16 protein-coding genes are annotated in these 14,051 nt (G+C 43.7%); 8 read left to right on the top strand and 8 right to left on the bottom strand.

Translation table 11 applies throughout. The annotated features are described in order from the left end of the window. Positions 1-196: 196 nt before the first annotated feature. Together OCU35_RS07125 and OCU35_RS07130 are read left to right on the top strand one after the other, a co-directional pair. Positions 197-679, top strand: coding sequence for a GNAT family N-acetyltransferase (locus tag OCU35_RS07125; protein ID WP_102328604.1), 483 nt, complete (start codon positions 197-199; stop codon positions 677-679). A 46-nt stretch (positions 680-725) separates the two neighbouring features. Continuing rightward, a complete protein-coding gene (locus OCU35_RS07130; protein ID WP_261825077.1) occupies positions 726-1,655 on the top strand; it encodes a LysR family transcriptional regulator in 930 nt (309 codons plus the stop codon). Between the two features lie 324 nt (positions 1,656-1,979). Here OCU35_RS07130 and rplT read toward each other — a convergent pair whose 3' ends face one another. From rplT to thrS, 4 genes are all read right to left on the bottom strand, one after another. Beyond that, positions 1,980-2,333, bottom strand: coding sequence for a 50S ribosomal protein L20 (gene rplT, locus OCU35_RS07135; protein WP_004401084.1), 354 nt, complete (start codon positions 2,331-2,333; stop codon positions 1,980-1,982). A gap of 41 nt (positions 2,334-2,374) precedes the next feature. Then, entirely contained in the window at positions 2,375-2,569 is a 195-nt protein-coding gene (gene rpmI / locus OCU35_RS07140) for a 50S ribosomal protein L35 (RefSeq protein WP_017027530.1), read from the bottom strand. Positions 2,570-2,672: 103 nt separating this feature from the next. Next, positions 2,673-3,227: a translation initiation factor IF-3 gene (infC, locus tag OCU35_RS07145; RefSeq protein ID WP_082961343.1), complete on the bottom strand. Its 555-nt coding sequence runs from the start codon at positions 3,225-3,227 to the stop codon at positions 2,673-2,675. 3 nt (positions 3,228-3,230) lie between these two features. Then, positions 3,231-5,159, bottom strand: a complete 1,929-nt coding sequence (thrS, locus tag OCU35_RS07150; protein WP_017027532.1) for a threonine--tRNA ligase — start codon at positions 5,157-5,159, stop codon at positions 3,231-3,233. 337 nt (positions 5,160-5,496) lie between these two features. Between thrS and OCU35_RS07155 the strand changes: the two genes are divergently transcribed. Then, positions 5,497-6,204 carry a DUF3581 family protein gene (locus OCU35_RS07155; RefSeq protein ID WP_017030729.1) on the top strand — a complete coding sequence of 236 codons (708 nt, stop codon included), beginning with the start codon at positions 5,497-5,499 and terminating at the stop codon, positions 6,202-6,204. Positions 6,205-6,304: 100 nt separating this feature from the next. Here OCU35_RS07155 and OCU35_RS07160 read toward each other — a convergent pair whose 3' ends face one another. Beyond that, positions 6,305-7,282: a LysR substrate-binding domain-containing protein gene (locus tag OCU35_RS07160; protein ID WP_261825078.1), complete on the bottom strand. Its 978-nt coding sequence runs from the start codon at positions 7,280-7,282 to the stop codon at positions 6,305-6,307. Between the two features lie 120 nt (positions 7,283-7,402). Here OCU35_RS07160 and OCU35_RS07165 point away from each other — a divergent pair, with 120 nt between their 5' ends. Beyond that, the gene (locus OCU35_RS07165; protein ID WP_261825910.1) at positions 7,403-8,716 is read left to right on the top strand and encodes a 6-phospho-beta-glucosidase; all 1,314 of its coding nucleotides are present in this window, start codon (positions 7,403-7,405) and stop codon (positions 8,714-8,716) included. Positions 8,717-8,828: 112 nt separating this feature from the next. Here OCU35_RS07165 and OCU35_RS07170 read toward each other — a convergent pair whose 3' ends face one another. Beyond that, positions 8,829-9,485, bottom strand: coding sequence for an HAD family hydrolase (locus OCU35_RS07170; protein ID WP_102382034.1), 657 nt, complete (start codon positions 9,483-9,485; stop codon positions 8,829-8,831). A 186-nt stretch (positions 9,486-9,671) separates the two neighbouring features. On the opposite strand from OCU35_RS07170, the gene OCU35_RS07175 reads away from it, so the two are divergent. After that, positions 9,672-9,992, top strand: a complete 321-nt coding sequence (locus OCU35_RS07175; protein WP_065209799.1) for a DUF4144 family protein — start codon at positions 9,672-9,674, stop codon at positions 9,990-9,992. A gap of 217 nt (positions 9,993-10,209) precedes the next feature. After that, positions 10,210-10,401, top strand: a complete 192-nt coding sequence (locus OCU35_RS07180; protein ID WP_017030734.1) for a hypothetical protein — start codon at positions 10,210-10,212, stop codon at positions 10,399-10,401. An 89-nt stretch (positions 10,402-10,490) separates the two neighbouring features. On the opposite strand, the gene OCU35_RS07185 is transcribed toward OCU35_RS07180, so the two are convergent. Continuing rightward, complete coding sequence (locus tag OCU35_RS07185; protein ID WP_241908889.1) at positions 10,491-11,393, bottom strand: homocysteine S-methyltransferase family protein; 903 nt, start codon at positions 11,391-11,393, stop codon at positions 10,491-10,493. Positions 11,394-11,674: 281 nt separating this feature from the next. On the opposite strand from OCU35_RS07185, the gene OCU35_RS07190 reads away from it, so the two are divergent. Continuing rightward, positions 11,675-12,148, top strand: a complete 474-nt coding sequence (locus tag OCU35_RS07190; protein ID WP_102321938.1) for a peroxiredoxin — start codon at positions 11,675-11,677, stop codon at positions 12,146-12,148. Positions 12,149-12,404: 256 nt separating this feature from the next. Further along, complete coding sequence (locus tag OCU35_RS07195; protein WP_261825079.1) at positions 12,405-13,406, top strand: metal-dependent hydrolase; 1,002 nt, start codon at positions 12,405-12,407, stop codon at positions 13,404-13,406. A gap of 32 nt (positions 13,407-13,438) precedes the next feature. Here the strand turns inward: OCU35_RS07195 and OCU35_RS07200 are convergent, their stop codons facing one another. Continuing rightward, positions 13,439-13,822 (bottom strand): hypothetical protein, encoded by a 384-nt coding sequence (locus OCU35_RS07200; RefSeq protein WP_017030737.1) that lies wholly within the window; start codon positions 13,820-13,822, stop codon positions 13,439-13,441. Between the last annotated feature and the right edge of the window lie 229 nt (positions 13,823-14,051).

The raw sequence follows: 14,051 nt of genomic DNA on the forward strand, positions 1-14,051 counted from the left end.
TAACAACTCAGTATTTATCAAAGCTACTCTTGTGACAAGTACAATGCTCAGTAAATTAGCATGATAATAATTCTCCCATTTCTGCTAGACTTGATAAAAATTCATACTAAGTAGTCATTTTATCCATTTCTCTATAGCGATAAATAACGGTAACTTGTTACTACAGACCAAGAATAATAGAGAATGAGGAAATCCTATGTCTTTAAAAATCGTAAGCATAAGCCCAGAGTTTGATCCTGTTGTAAAAGAGGTCATCAAGAAAGTAGGCGAGGAATTTGGCGCCGTTGGTGAAGGCTATGGCCCTTCAGATCCTGAAGTAGAGAATATGAGTCGATACTACACGCTAGAGAACAAGAGCCGTTACTTTGTCGCGCTTAAAGATGGTGTAGTGGTGGGCGGTTGTGGCGTTGCACCGTTTACTGAAGGCTCATCGACTTGTGAATTAAAAAAATTGTTTCTGCTAGAGGGAGCAAGAGGACTAGGTCTAGGCAAAGCCCTGTCTAACCACTGTTTAGAGTTTGCCAAAGAGCAAGGTTTCACTCAGTGCTATTTAGATACTCTATCTAATATGAATTCTGCAGTGCGTCTTTATGAAAAGCTCGGTTTTGAGCATCTATCTGCGCCGTTAGAAGGGACACTACACAATATGTGTGACGTGTGGATGTTAAAAACGTTGTAGTAATTACCGCCTATTGGATGGTTTGAATCTTATCAAGGATGAAAAGATGCACAATTATAAGCTGTTAATCGCGCTGGATTCATTGCTCAAAACCCGAAACCTTACGCTCTCTGCCCAAGAGTTAAATGTCAGTCAGTCGGCAATGAGCAAAACACTCGTGCAGATCCGAGATGCCTTCGGTGATCCCATCTTGATCCGTGAAGGCAATCAATTCTCATTGAGTCAGCGTGCTACCCACTTACAAAAAGAGTTACCTGAACTCTTACAAAGGCTAAACCGACTCTATTCCCCTGAAGAAATCATCCCTAAAGAAATCACTCGCCGGTTTACCCTCGCCTTTAACGCCTTCATTGCCCCTAAAATACTGCCGGTTATTTGCCAGCAGCTTGAGGAGCAGTCCCCTTTATCCAGTTTAACGACGCAGCTTTGGCAAAGTGAAGACCTTAGTGAACTGCATAAGGGAAGTGTTGATGTGGTGGCGACCATGGCAGAAGAGATCCCAGATAATCTGTACGGCAAACGTCTTGGAGGCGATAAGTACGTCGTGCTGATGTCGGCCTCACATCCCCTAGCCGATATGTCGATGACCACAAAGCGCTACGCCGATGCTAAACACATTTTGGTGAATGGCGTCGTTGATAAGCAAAGAGAAGTGGATCGGTTGATCGCTGATGCCGGACAAAAGAGACGCATATTTGCCACTGTCCCCTCGTTTGATTCTGGTGTCGAAGCCTTACTACTCACCCAAACATTGATGACGGTTCCCCTGCACATTGCCGCAGGCTTTGCCGATAGAGACTTGGTTGTTAAGCCCGTCCCCTTTGATACCGACGAACACAGCTATTACCTACTTTGGCACGCTCGTTATAACAACGATCCAGAGCATCAGTGGTTTAGAGAGCTTTGTTTACCACTGATTAAAGACGACCTAAGCAAATCCATTGAGCTTGGAAAGCAACACTTTCAGTCGGAATGAATAGCAGCTATCAGCTATCAGCCTGTCTCATGATCACAACTCGGACTTTGGGGGATCCGTCATGCCCGAGTGCTCTTATCGGGCATCTGTTTCTATAAAAGGTCCCCGATAAAAACCCTCGGGGACGACGTTTATTAATCGCATGAACATTAAACTAGTGATCTAATAAAAAATACACTCTGTTAGATCGATGATTAATACTTGTGTATGAAAGTCAGGCAATCAGCCATCAGCTATCAGCTATCAGCTATCAGCTAGGAATTATAAGCAATAAAAAAGGAGACCCTAAGGTCTCCTTTAAATAAAGCTTTGGTGTTCTAAAAATTATAGAGCAGCTTTTGCTTTTTCAACTAGAACTGCGAATGCAGCTTTGTCGAATACCGCGATATCCGCAAGGATCTTACGGTCGATCTCGATAGATGCTTTCTTAAGACCGTTGATGAAACGGCTGTAAGATAGACCATTCTGGCGAGATGCAGCATTGATACGAGCGATCCATAGCTGACGGAACTGACGCTTTTTGTTGCGACGGTCACGGTATGCGTATTGACCAGCTTTAGTAACTGCTTGGAAAGCTACGCGGTAAACACGTGAACGTGCTCCGTAGTAACCTTTAGCTTGTTTTAGAACTTTCTTATGACGTGCACGAGCTTGTACACCACGTTTTACGCGAGGCATTATGCTTCTCCTAAACTAAACGAATTATAAACTAAAAAGAATTAAGCGTATGGCATCATACGAATAACTGCAGCCACTTCACACTTAGGAAGGATTGCATTTGGACGTAGCTGACGCTTGTTCTTAGTAGTACGCTTAGTCAGAATGTGACGTTTACCAGCGTGCTTAAATTTGATACCACCAGCAGTTTTCTTGAAACGCTTAGCAGCACCTTTGTTGGTTTTCATCTTAGTCATGATGAATAACTCCGCATTGTTGAGTTAATTAAACAATAGTAATTAGGGCGAATAAAACCCCGCCGCATACAGCAGCGAGGTTACATTACTTGCAGGCCTGTAATTACTTCTTCTTAGGGGCTAGCACCATGATCATCTGACGACCTTCAATTCGGCTAGGGAAAGATTCAACAACAGCAAATTCTACTGTATCTTCTTTCAGTCGCTTCAGAACGTCTACACCGATGTCTTGGTGTGCCATTTCGCGGCCACGGAAGCGAATTGTTACCTTCACTTTGTTGCCGTCTTCTAGGAAACGCGTCAGGTTGCGTAGTTTTACCTGATAGTCTCCAATATCAGTTCCAGGACGGAATTTTACTTCCTTAATCTGAATCTGCTTTTGCTTCTTCTTTTGCTCTTTAAGAGCTTTGCTCTTTTCAAAGAGGAATTTACCATAGTCCATCACACGACAAACTGGTGGCTCGGCGTTAGGGCTGATCTCTACGAGATCCATACCAGCTTCGTCTGCTATAGTCTGCGCTTCTTGATAAGTAACGATACCTACTGGTTCGCCTTCGGCGTCACTTAAACGAACTTCACGAACGCTTCGGATTTCATCGTTTAAACGATGCTGGTTTTGTTTGGCCGGTTGTTGTTGACCACGTCTTCCGCCTTTAATAGCTTATTCCTCCAGATTGAGCTTACGGTTTGAAACCTCGGCTTGGATGTAAGAGATAAAATCATCCACTTTGAACTTGCCTAGGTCCTTACCCTTACGAGTACGTACTGCAATCTCGCCAGCTTCCATTTCTTGGTCGCCGACAACCAACATGTACGGTACACGTTTTAAAGTATGTTCGCGGATTTTAAAGCCAATCTTCTCATTTCTCAAGTCCGCTTTGGCTCTAATTCCACTTTTTTGCAATTTTTGTACGATTTCTTGTACATATTCTGACTGTTTGTCAGTAATATTCAAAATTACCGCTTGTTCTGGCGCCAACCACGTTGGGAAGAAACCAGCGTATTCTTCGATTAAGATACCGATGAAACGCTCAAGTGAACCCAAAATTGCACGGTGAATCATAACAGGAACTAAACGTTCGTTGTTTTCACCGACATAAGTTGCACCTAAACGGCCTGGTAAGTTGAAATCGAGTTGCACTGTACCACATTGCCACGCACGATCCAGACAATCATACAAAGTAAATTCAATTTTCGGTCCGTAGAACGCACCCTCGCCTTCTTGGATCTCATAAGCGATATCCAAAGATTGCAGAGCTTGCTCTAGTGCTTTTTCTGATTCATCCCAGATTTCATCAGAACCTACGCGCTTTTCAGGGCGTGTAGACAGCTTAACTACGATGTTGTCGAAGCCGAATGTTTGGTACGTATCGTAGACCATCTTGATGCAGCTAATCACTTCATCTTGGATCTGGCTTTCAGTACAGAAGATGTGTGCATCATCCTGAGTAAAGCCACGAACACGCATGATGCCGTGTAGCGCACCTGACGGTTCGTTACGGTGACATGAGCCGAACTCAGCCATACGTAGCGGTAGATCGCGGTACGATTTTAGACCTTGGTTAAAGATCTGAACGTGACCTGGGCAGTTCATTGGCTTAATCGCGTATTCACGGTTTTCTGAGTTCGTTGTGAACATCGCGTCAGCGTATTTGTCCCAGTGACCAGAGCGTTCCCAAAGAACACGATCCATCATTAGAGGACCTTTTACTTCTTGGTAATCGTATTCAGTCAGTTTTTGACGAATGAATACTTCTAGATCACGGAAGATAGACCAACCATTGTGGTGCCAGAACACCATACCCGGTGCTTCTTGCTGCATGTGGAACAGGTCTAGATGCTTACCAATCTTACGGTGGTCACGCTTAGCCGCTTCTTCAAGGCGTGTTAGGTGCGCCTTAAGAGCTTTCTTGTCGTGGAATGCAGTACCGTAGATACGCTGTAGCATCTTGTTGTCGCTGTTACCACGCCAGTATGCACCTGCTACGTTAAGTAGCGTAAAGTGTTGGCAGAAGCCCATGTGCGGTACGTGTGGACCACGACACATGTCGATGTATTCTTCGTGGTGGTAAAGACCTGGACGATCGTCTTTAGAAACGTTCTCATCCAAGATTTCAATCTTGTAGGTTTCTCCGCGTGCTTCAAATGCATCGCGAGCTTCCTGCCAGCTGACTTTTTTCTTAACAACTTGATACTTGGTCTTAGCAAGCTCTTTCATACGCTTTTCGATTTTTTCTAAATCTTCTTGCGTAAGGTGATGCTCCATATCGATGTCGTAGTAGAAGCCGTTATCGATCGTTGGACCGATAGCCATTTTCGCATCAGGGTAAAGTTGTTTGATAGCATGACCAAGAAGGTGAGCACATGAGTGGCGCACGATCTCAAGACCATCAACTTCATCTTTTGCAGTAATGATTTCTAGGCTTGCATCTTGTTCGATAAGATCACAAGCATCAACGCGCTCGCCATCAACACGACCAGCGATGGTTGCTTTTGCAAGACCAGGGCCGATAGAAGCTGCGATATCTAGAGTTGATACAGGGTTGTCAAATTGACGCTGACTGCCGTCAGGAAGAGTAATTACAGGCATTTTAAGTCCTATTCCAGTGGTGTTACATACGAAGCAACACATGTTTTAAGTTAATCTCTTGCGTTCAATGCCTAGAATACAAGAGCCAAAGAAATGGCCGTTAAGTCCTTCACAATTACTGATGTGATTGGATTCAAATAACAGCAAGCTGAGCATTGTAACCAAAATCACTCAAATAACAACCAAAATGCCGGATTACACGGCTTTAATCCCGTAATTCAACACGTTAAGTTACACAGTTATGCACACATTTATATACTGGATAGACCATTAAGTTTTTACACTTTGATATACTCCATTCACATATCTACTAATAACAAAGATTTAAGCTGTAACTATGTTTCTATCCCCGTACTTCGTAAGTGATAATTCATCAATTCATTTTACTCGCAAGCAAGCTAGCGATTTTGCTAAAGGTGTTGCGGGTGACTTCAACCCTATACATGATGAAGACAACAAGCGTTTCTGCGTACCCGGTGACCTATTATTCGCGGTATTACTGCAGAATGAGGGACTAAGCCAGAACATGAAATTCACCTTCTCTGGAATGGTGGGTGATAGCGTTGAATTACAGTTAGATCACGCCTGTGATGAAAACAGCGCGGTGGTAGATAAAAAAGGCAAAGAATATCTGAGCATGGAGCGTCGTGGTGACATCTGCACCGATGCTGAGCTCATTGAGAATGTAATTCGTGGCTATGTACAATTTTCAGGCATGAACTTCCCTCACATCATGGTTCCTCTTATGAAAGAAGAGCAAATGATGTTCAACACTAAACGCCCCCTTATCATTTATGAAAGCATGAAGCTTGAGTTTAATCGCTTTGATATCAAAGAGCCGACAGTAGAACTGTCTAGCGCCACCTTTGATGTGAATGGTAAACGCGGTGTAGTCACCCTGAACTTCGAGTTTAAGGGAGACGGTCAAGTTATCGGTACAGGTAGCAAACGAATGATTGCTAGCGGTCTTATCCCTTGGGTTGAAGAAGACATGATGGCTTACGTAGACAAGTTCAACGCAGCGAAAACAAACTTTAATAAGTAACAGGCGTTACCGTTAACAATTGAGAAAGGGTCTAAAGCTTAAGGCTATTAGGCCCTTTTTAACTTCTGGCTTAAAGCCGTCAGCCGTCAGCCGTCAGCCGTCAGCCGTCAGCCGTCAGAAAAACTTTCCTTCCCTTTCTCTCTTCCTGCAATTCTTGTTCTTGTGCTACTTGGGTCGTCAACCATGCAATGAATGCTGAAATCCTTGGTCTGTCTTGTTGGCCCTTTAGACAGATCAGATCGTAGGCGCGCCCTGCACTTACTCGCTCAAATGGTGCAATTAACTCACCCCTATCTAAATACTCTTGTATTAGTGATGCCCTCGCTATTGCTATTCCCATGCTGTTTTTAGCGGCGATCATCGCCATATCTGAGTGGTTAAAGTGATAGGTGCGCTGCATTGCATCAATTGACTTAAGCTCATGTTGCGATTGCTTCTCAAGCCAGATTGACCATTCTTTTCCCGGCTCGCCACCTTCCAACGACTCGGTGCAGTGCAGCAATGTCGCTTGTGAAAATTGTTCTACGCTTGGCACCTCATTGACAAAGTGCGCATTGAAGTACTCTTGGCTACACACTGGAACAAGCGCTTCATCATAGAGTTTTTGATGATGAAAGCCATGATGGTCTTCTTTACTGTAATAGATCGCGATATCGACAGGCTCATGCTGGAAGTCCAATCGACTGGCTTTTACCCTCAGCTTCACATTCAAATTTGGATACTTGTTTTGGAAACTCTTAAGCCTTGGCAGCAACCATTTTTGTCCAAAAGTGGGCGCAACACCTATGTATAGCTCACCACGTAACTCATCAAACTTAATGTCTTCTAACTCAGAAAAGATGACCTCGAATGATTGATTCAATGCATGAAGTAATCGCTCTCCCTCTTTCGTAAGCTCCAAACGGCGCGTCATTCTGACAAACAAACTAAAGCCCAATTGCGCTTCGAGGGATTTTATTCTCTGGCTTACCGCGCCTTGCGTTATAAACAGTTCTTCTCCTGCTTTGGTAAAGCTAAGTGATTTTCCTGCAATGGCGAAGGTGTACATATTGGATAGCATTTGTTGATTTTTATTCATAGTGCTTTGATATTACCCATGGATTAGCCTTGCTAATTCATAGCTTTTTATTACTGGTTTGTAAAGGCTCGCCTAATGCTTTTAAATTACATCATCTTATCCATAGCGAGAATCATCACGATGAACAAGAACCTAAAAATCACTATTATTGGCGCAGGCTCTAGTTACACACCAGAGCTTATTGAAGGTCTGATCAAGCGTAACCACGAGCTACCCATTGGTGAGTTGTGGTTGGTTGATATTGAAGATGGTGCAGAGAAAGTAAGGATTATTGGAGAGCTCACTCGTCGCATGTTGGCGAAGAACGGCATGTCGCACATCAATGTCCATGTCAGCCTAGATCGTAAACCTGCACTTAAAGATGCTGATTTTGTTTGTTCTCAATTCCGCGCTGGCTGTTTAGAGGGTCGTATTCGTGATGAACGTATTGCGCTTAAATATGGAATGATTGGTCAAGAAACCAATGGTCTGGGTGGGTTTGCCAATGCGTGCCGCACTATCCCTATCGCCTTAGAAATATGTCGTGAAATGGAAGAGTTGTGCCCTGATGCATGGCTGCTTAACTTTACCAACCCATCGGGCATGGTTACTGAGGCTATTTTAAAGCACACCAAGGTAAAAGCCGTTGGTCTGTGTAATGTACCTGTCATCATGCAAAAAGGCATCGCTCAAATATTAGGAGCGGATGAGCAAGACTTCGTATTGCAAGTTGCAGGGCTTAACCACTTTATCTGGGCTCGCCAAGTTTTACATAACGGTCAAGATAAGCTTCAAGATGTGGTAGATGCCATGCTATCTGGAAACGATCCTTTGGTTCCACAAAACATCCCTAAGTTTGAGTGGCCACCAGAATTACTGCGCAACATGGGCATGATTCCATGCGCTTACTTACGCTACTACTACACTAGCGAAGACATCATGGAGCAAGAACAACAAGAAGCCAGCGGTGAAGGTACTCGTGGGGAAGTGGTGAAAGCCATGGAAAGACGCCTGTTCGATATCTATCAAAACCCTGAGCTAAACGAAAAACCAAAAGAGCTAGAAAAGCGTGGTGGTCAATACTATTCAGAAGCGGCCTGCGAACTGATGAGCTCAATTTACAACGACAAGCGTACCATCATGCATGTTAATACACGCAATAACGGCACTATCCAAGGCCTGCCTGATGACTGCACCGTAGAAGTTAGCAGCATGATCACAAAATCAGGTCCTGTACCTCTCAGTGTGGCGCCCTTCCCTAGTGATACCTTGCGTCTCATTCAGGTACTAAAAGAGTTTGAATCATTAACGGTTGAAGCTGCTGTAACTGGCAATCGTAACGCGGCGCATAGAGCCTTGATATTGAATCCACTGGTGACTACAGGTTCAATCTTGGAGAATGCGCTAGAGGAAACTATCCAAGCAAACTTGGACTACATGCCTCAGTTTCGCTAAATTTTAAAGCGTAAATCAATAAGCAAGCCGTTGATAAATGCATTGCAGAAGGTCTTACCTTCGCAATGCATTTCATTATTTTAAACGGCCTAGATTACCGCTAATTGGAAACTCAACCCACTTGTTTTAGATGCTGCAGTACATCAAGCATTGAAGGAAGAATTTGATGTTCTAGCGCGACTATCTCGTCAGTTGGGGAAACAAGGTCTGGGACTTGATACATTTGCAGATTTGCGGCAATACCAGAGCGCACGCCATTATTTGAATCCTCAAAGCCTAAGCATTGCTGTGGAGCTATATTGAGCCTGCTTGCGGCTAATAAATAGATCTCTGGATCGGGCTTGCCATGAGTCACCTCACACCCACAAGCCAGAACATCGAAGTAACTCTCTAGTCCAGCCAGTTTAAGCTTTGTTTTCGCCAAGCTTAACTCTGTAGATGTAGCGACTGCTATCGGTATGTTATTGCCCTTTAGCCAATCAAGAAGCTCAAGCACTCCCTCTTTAATGGGAATAGCCTGATGATGCGTGACATCGTGGTAGTACTCCATCCACACTTTACGCAGTGCTGGGTAATCCAAATCATCAGGATAACCGTCACGGATAGTACGCTCCACGCCCTGGGCGTTTTGCCCAATGATTGCAAGGTACTCCGGCTTCAAAAATTCGAGATCCAATGTATGGCATGCTTTTTCAAACGCATTCATACACACTCGCTCAGTATCAAGAAGCAATCCATCCATATCAAAAATTGCGGCTTTAAAGGTCATAGTGTTATCTCGAAAATCAGGAAACGAGATACTACTAAAATTATCTCATATAGCAAATCATCAAACTGCCTATCCTCTTCAGAATGACCTTGAGAATGAATCTACAGACTGCGATAAGTAGAACACCTAGATGGTTAATGTTACGGTAGAAAAACAGGATTGTAGGTTTTGTTCGTGAGGAAGACGATGATTCAATGGCCATGTATTTTAAAGTTGGACGGTGACTCTGAGCTACTATTTATCGACTCAATGTTAACGTTAAATCAAGAATTAGAAGGGCTCATTTGGGGTAGTGCCGATTGTCTGATTGATAGCACAGGTCAAAGTTACACCATCAAACAAAGAGGCGACGAATATCTATTTGAATCGATTGAAGCACCGCTATCGCTGCAATCGGTTACTCAATTGATTCAAGAACATGAATTTTCCAAAGCAGAAATGTGCCTGACGAAAATACAGTTCCTGTCCGTAGAAGAAGCCATACAATCACTTCAGTTTGAAGGATAGTGTATGAACCTTCATTTCCGAGCGAGTTAGCCCAGCCAAGCATAGAGCATTTCCAAATCTGGAAAATTAGCTTACCTGTTATAAACGCATGTCGCGTTGACGAGCCTACTTAAGAGGCGCATGCTTCTATATCCAAACAGGACAATACCTGCTCTCAATAAGAAAGCATTCACGATTACATTGTTCTGTACAAAGCATTGATATAAAGGCCGGTCACATGAACAAAGTTTTTATGCTAATAATGGGATTGCTTTTCACCACACGACTGTACGCGAGCATAGTCCCACACGTTAATGAACTAGAGCATGACGCCCCTATTCTCATTCGCTCAGCACTTATCGTCGGCGTTACGGGTTATCTTATTTGGGCGGTGTATAAGTACATCAAAAAGAGCAAGACTTCTGATTAAAAGCCCTTACAGCAACTAAGCTCAAAGCAGAAACTTCTAACAAGTCCTTTGTAGGTATCATTTTCGATATTTCTTCGTCTTATTGACCATCAACTCTCGCGTAGATTTTTCATGATCTGTTCTAGATGATCAAGGTTCGTCCCACAGCATCCACCCACTACTGATATCTGAGTATTTTGACGGCAAATCTCTGCAACTTCCTTGCCTAATGAGAAGGGATCACCTGAATCCAATGTTTCACACCTATCCAATTCTGCATGGCTGCATTTTGAAGCATTAACCACGATACCTTTAATGCGTTGCTCCCATGGTTGCTGGGTGAAACTATGTGAAAAGTGCGATGGATGGGCGCAGTTAATCATAAAGTAAGACGCGTAACGCTTAGTTAATCCATCAACCTTGGCTATCGCGTCTTCAAGCGATTCTCCATTCGGTAGGTTTCCATCGAGTTCGACGGTAAAAGAGACAACAACAGGTATGTTAGCGCTTTTTGCTGCTAAGACTATCCCTGCTGCTTCTTCGGGGTAACTCAGTGTAGAGGCTGTAATAAAGTCAGCTTTAGTCAACTTATAGGTGTCTATCTGTGCTGAGTGATAGCCTAGAGATTCGTTTGCAGACATCTGATTATTTGCTTGATACCCGTCCTCTCGGGGGCCGATTTGTGCAGAGAGCAGTGTAGGTAAATCACCACATCTATCTCGCACTTGCGCCATTAGGTCGATGGCATCTAAATTGAAATCTCGTAGCTGATGTTCATTAAGACCAATCATTGCTCCTCGTTGTGAACTGGCTATCCATGTCATCGCATCCAAGATAACGGCTGTTTGATAACGTTTTGCCAGCGCTATAAGGTCGATATACATCTTTTCTATTATTGCACGAGTCGATGACTTGGCGAGAAGCGGGTAAGACGCATATCCAGGAAGAGGTTGGTTGTGAGTGAAGAGCAGCTCCGTATCTATTCCAGTGTAACAAAGAGTAGGTATTGTCATGTCTGCAATTAAATGCCGCCGATGATTCACCATAGTGTGCGTTCCTAAATAGTATTGTGTGCATAAGACTAGTTCATAAGCGGTAGGCTCATTTGTAGTTTAGAGTTTGAAACAACGTCTAAGGAGTCCCCAGCAACGTGAGCTCCCTGCATGGTTGCACACAAGTAGCAACTGATGTTTACGAACTGTTGGCTCTAGGGATCCAGTTACCCAGCACCGTTAGCGAATCTTAGTAATCACGGTTACACTGATCCTTCACTCATACAAAGGATGGTAATGTCATGATTAAACAAGGCCAAACCCTACCAACAGGCACCTTGAGCCAACTCACTACCGATGGAATGCAGCAACACTCGACTAACGAGCTGTTTGCTAATAAGAAAGTGGTTCTGTTTGCAGTACCGGGGGCCTTTACACCTACTTGCTCCGAAGCACATCTGCCTGGCTATATTGTGTTAGCAGACCAGCTGCAAGCCAAAGGCGTTGATTTGATTGCCTGTATCTCGGTCAATGACGCTTTTGTACTAGACGCTTGGGCGAAGTCTCAAAATGCATCAGAAATCACTATGCTGGCGGACGGTAATGCCTCGTTCACCAAAGCGTTAGGACTCGAAATGGATACCGCTGGTTTTGGTGGCGTTCGCTCACAACGCTATGCAATGGTGATCGATAATGGCGTAGTGACAACTCTGAACGTTGAAAAGCAAGGTGAGTTTGAAGCGAGTACGGCTGAAACCATATTAGCCACATTGTAGATGGCTTGACCTGTAGATAGACAAATCGGAGGCAATGGCTTCCGATTTTTGTTTTAGCATAGCAAGTTGGTGGTCTTGTCCCAGCATGTCTTAAGAGACATCCACAACCTAAACCCTTTTGTCAATTTAGGACTCTATTCCATCTCAACCCAATACGATTAATCTATGCTAAAGAGTAACCTTGTTTCTAAACTAGATTCAGTTTTAAAACGAGTTGCACTGCGTGTATCAAGCAACACCTACCGAAGAGAAATTAATGGACCCATTAACGCAAGGATTGCTCGGGGCTTCTGTGCCTCAGTCGTTGAGTAAGAAACAGCATGTCGTTGTTGCTGGTGTATTAGGCCTGCTTGCTGGGATGGCGCCAGATTTGGATGTGCTTATTCGTTCATCGAGCGATCCACTATTGTTTTTGGAATTTCATCGACAGTTTACGCATTCACTGCTGTTTATCCCCATTGGCAGTTTTATTTGTGCATTGGTTTTACATTGGCTAATAGCGAACAAGCGTGGCCTCTCGTTTAAGCAAAGCTGGGGGTTTTGCGCGTTAGGTTATGGCACACATGGGCTACTTGATTCCTGTACCTCCTATGGCACTCAGTTATTTTGGCCACTAACCAATGAACGTTTTGCATGGAATACTATCTCCGTTATTGACCCTGCTTTTACTCTGCCTATATTAATCTTGCTGATATTTGCAACGCTTAAGAAAAACCCTTTATTAGCACGCATTGCCCTTCTATGGGGTTTAATCTATCTAACTCTTGGGGTGATCCAGCGAGACAGAGCAGAAGCGCGAGGATGGCAATTAGCTAAAGAGCGACAACATGCCCCGCTGCGCTTAGAAGCAAAACCTACATTCGCTAATATCTTATTGTGGAAGGTCATCTACGAAACAGAAGATAAATATTATGTGGACGCGGTCAGATTGGGGACATCGGTAAAAACGTATTCTGGCGAATCCATCGACAAGCTAAACGTGACTAAAGACTTTCCTTGGCTAGACCCTCACTCTCAACAAGCGAAAGACATCGAGCGATTCAGTCAATTTTCAAAGGGTTTTCTAGCGCAAGATCCTACCGATAAATTTAGAATTATAGATGTGCGTTACTCTATGGTGCCCAACGAAATTAGAGCCCTGTGGAGTATCAATCTATCACCGACGGCAGATGCAAACGCGCATGTTGAGTACGCAACCCACAGAGACAACACCCCAGAGTCTAGGAAAGGCTTTTTACGTATGCTAACGGACTTTTAAACGAATCATTGGGTATGAAAGCAATAGACTCACTAAAAATCCTGGATGAGCGTCGGCGTGTTAGAAAAGAAAACTTTGCCAAACAGAGATTTGTACTTCCACCCATGAGATCGTAGCCGCTTTGCCAAGCTTTTATTCTCGATAGTTGCCACTTCAACCCCTTGGTAATGGTAAGGGTGCTGTTTCACATAATCGATAAACTCGGTTAGAACCCCTTGCCCTCTCACACAAGGATCAAAGTTAATCGACACGATTGAAAAACGCTGACTACCAACGGGGCATCGAACAAAGCAATGTCCCAATGAGTGGGTAATGGTTTCTGAAAATTCAGGGAACGAACGAGATTTGAATTCTTCGGATAATCTATCGTATTCAGCGCACAAGTGCTGTAAAAGTTGTTTTGCTTTCTGGTTCATAGTGGCTTTGCTTTAAGGTTGAATGACTAAGTAGAATCAAACGCCTTAATATTGTAACCACAGGTAGTAATGTAGATTGAGGTAAACTTTTCCACTATTTACTTCCTCTTTTGAAGGTAATTACACTAAAAAACCATGCCCATCATAGGTGAAGATTAATGAGTTTTTGAGTGTAATTATGGATAGAGAAACGGCAGAAAATTCGAGCAGGGGTATATCTAGGGGAAAA

It is taken from the genome of Vibrio breoganii (assembly GCF_024346795.1).
In the GTDB taxonomy this organism is placed as follows: Bacteria; Pseudomonadota; Gammaproteobacteria; order Enterobacterales; family Vibrionaceae; genus Vibrio; species Vibrio breoganii.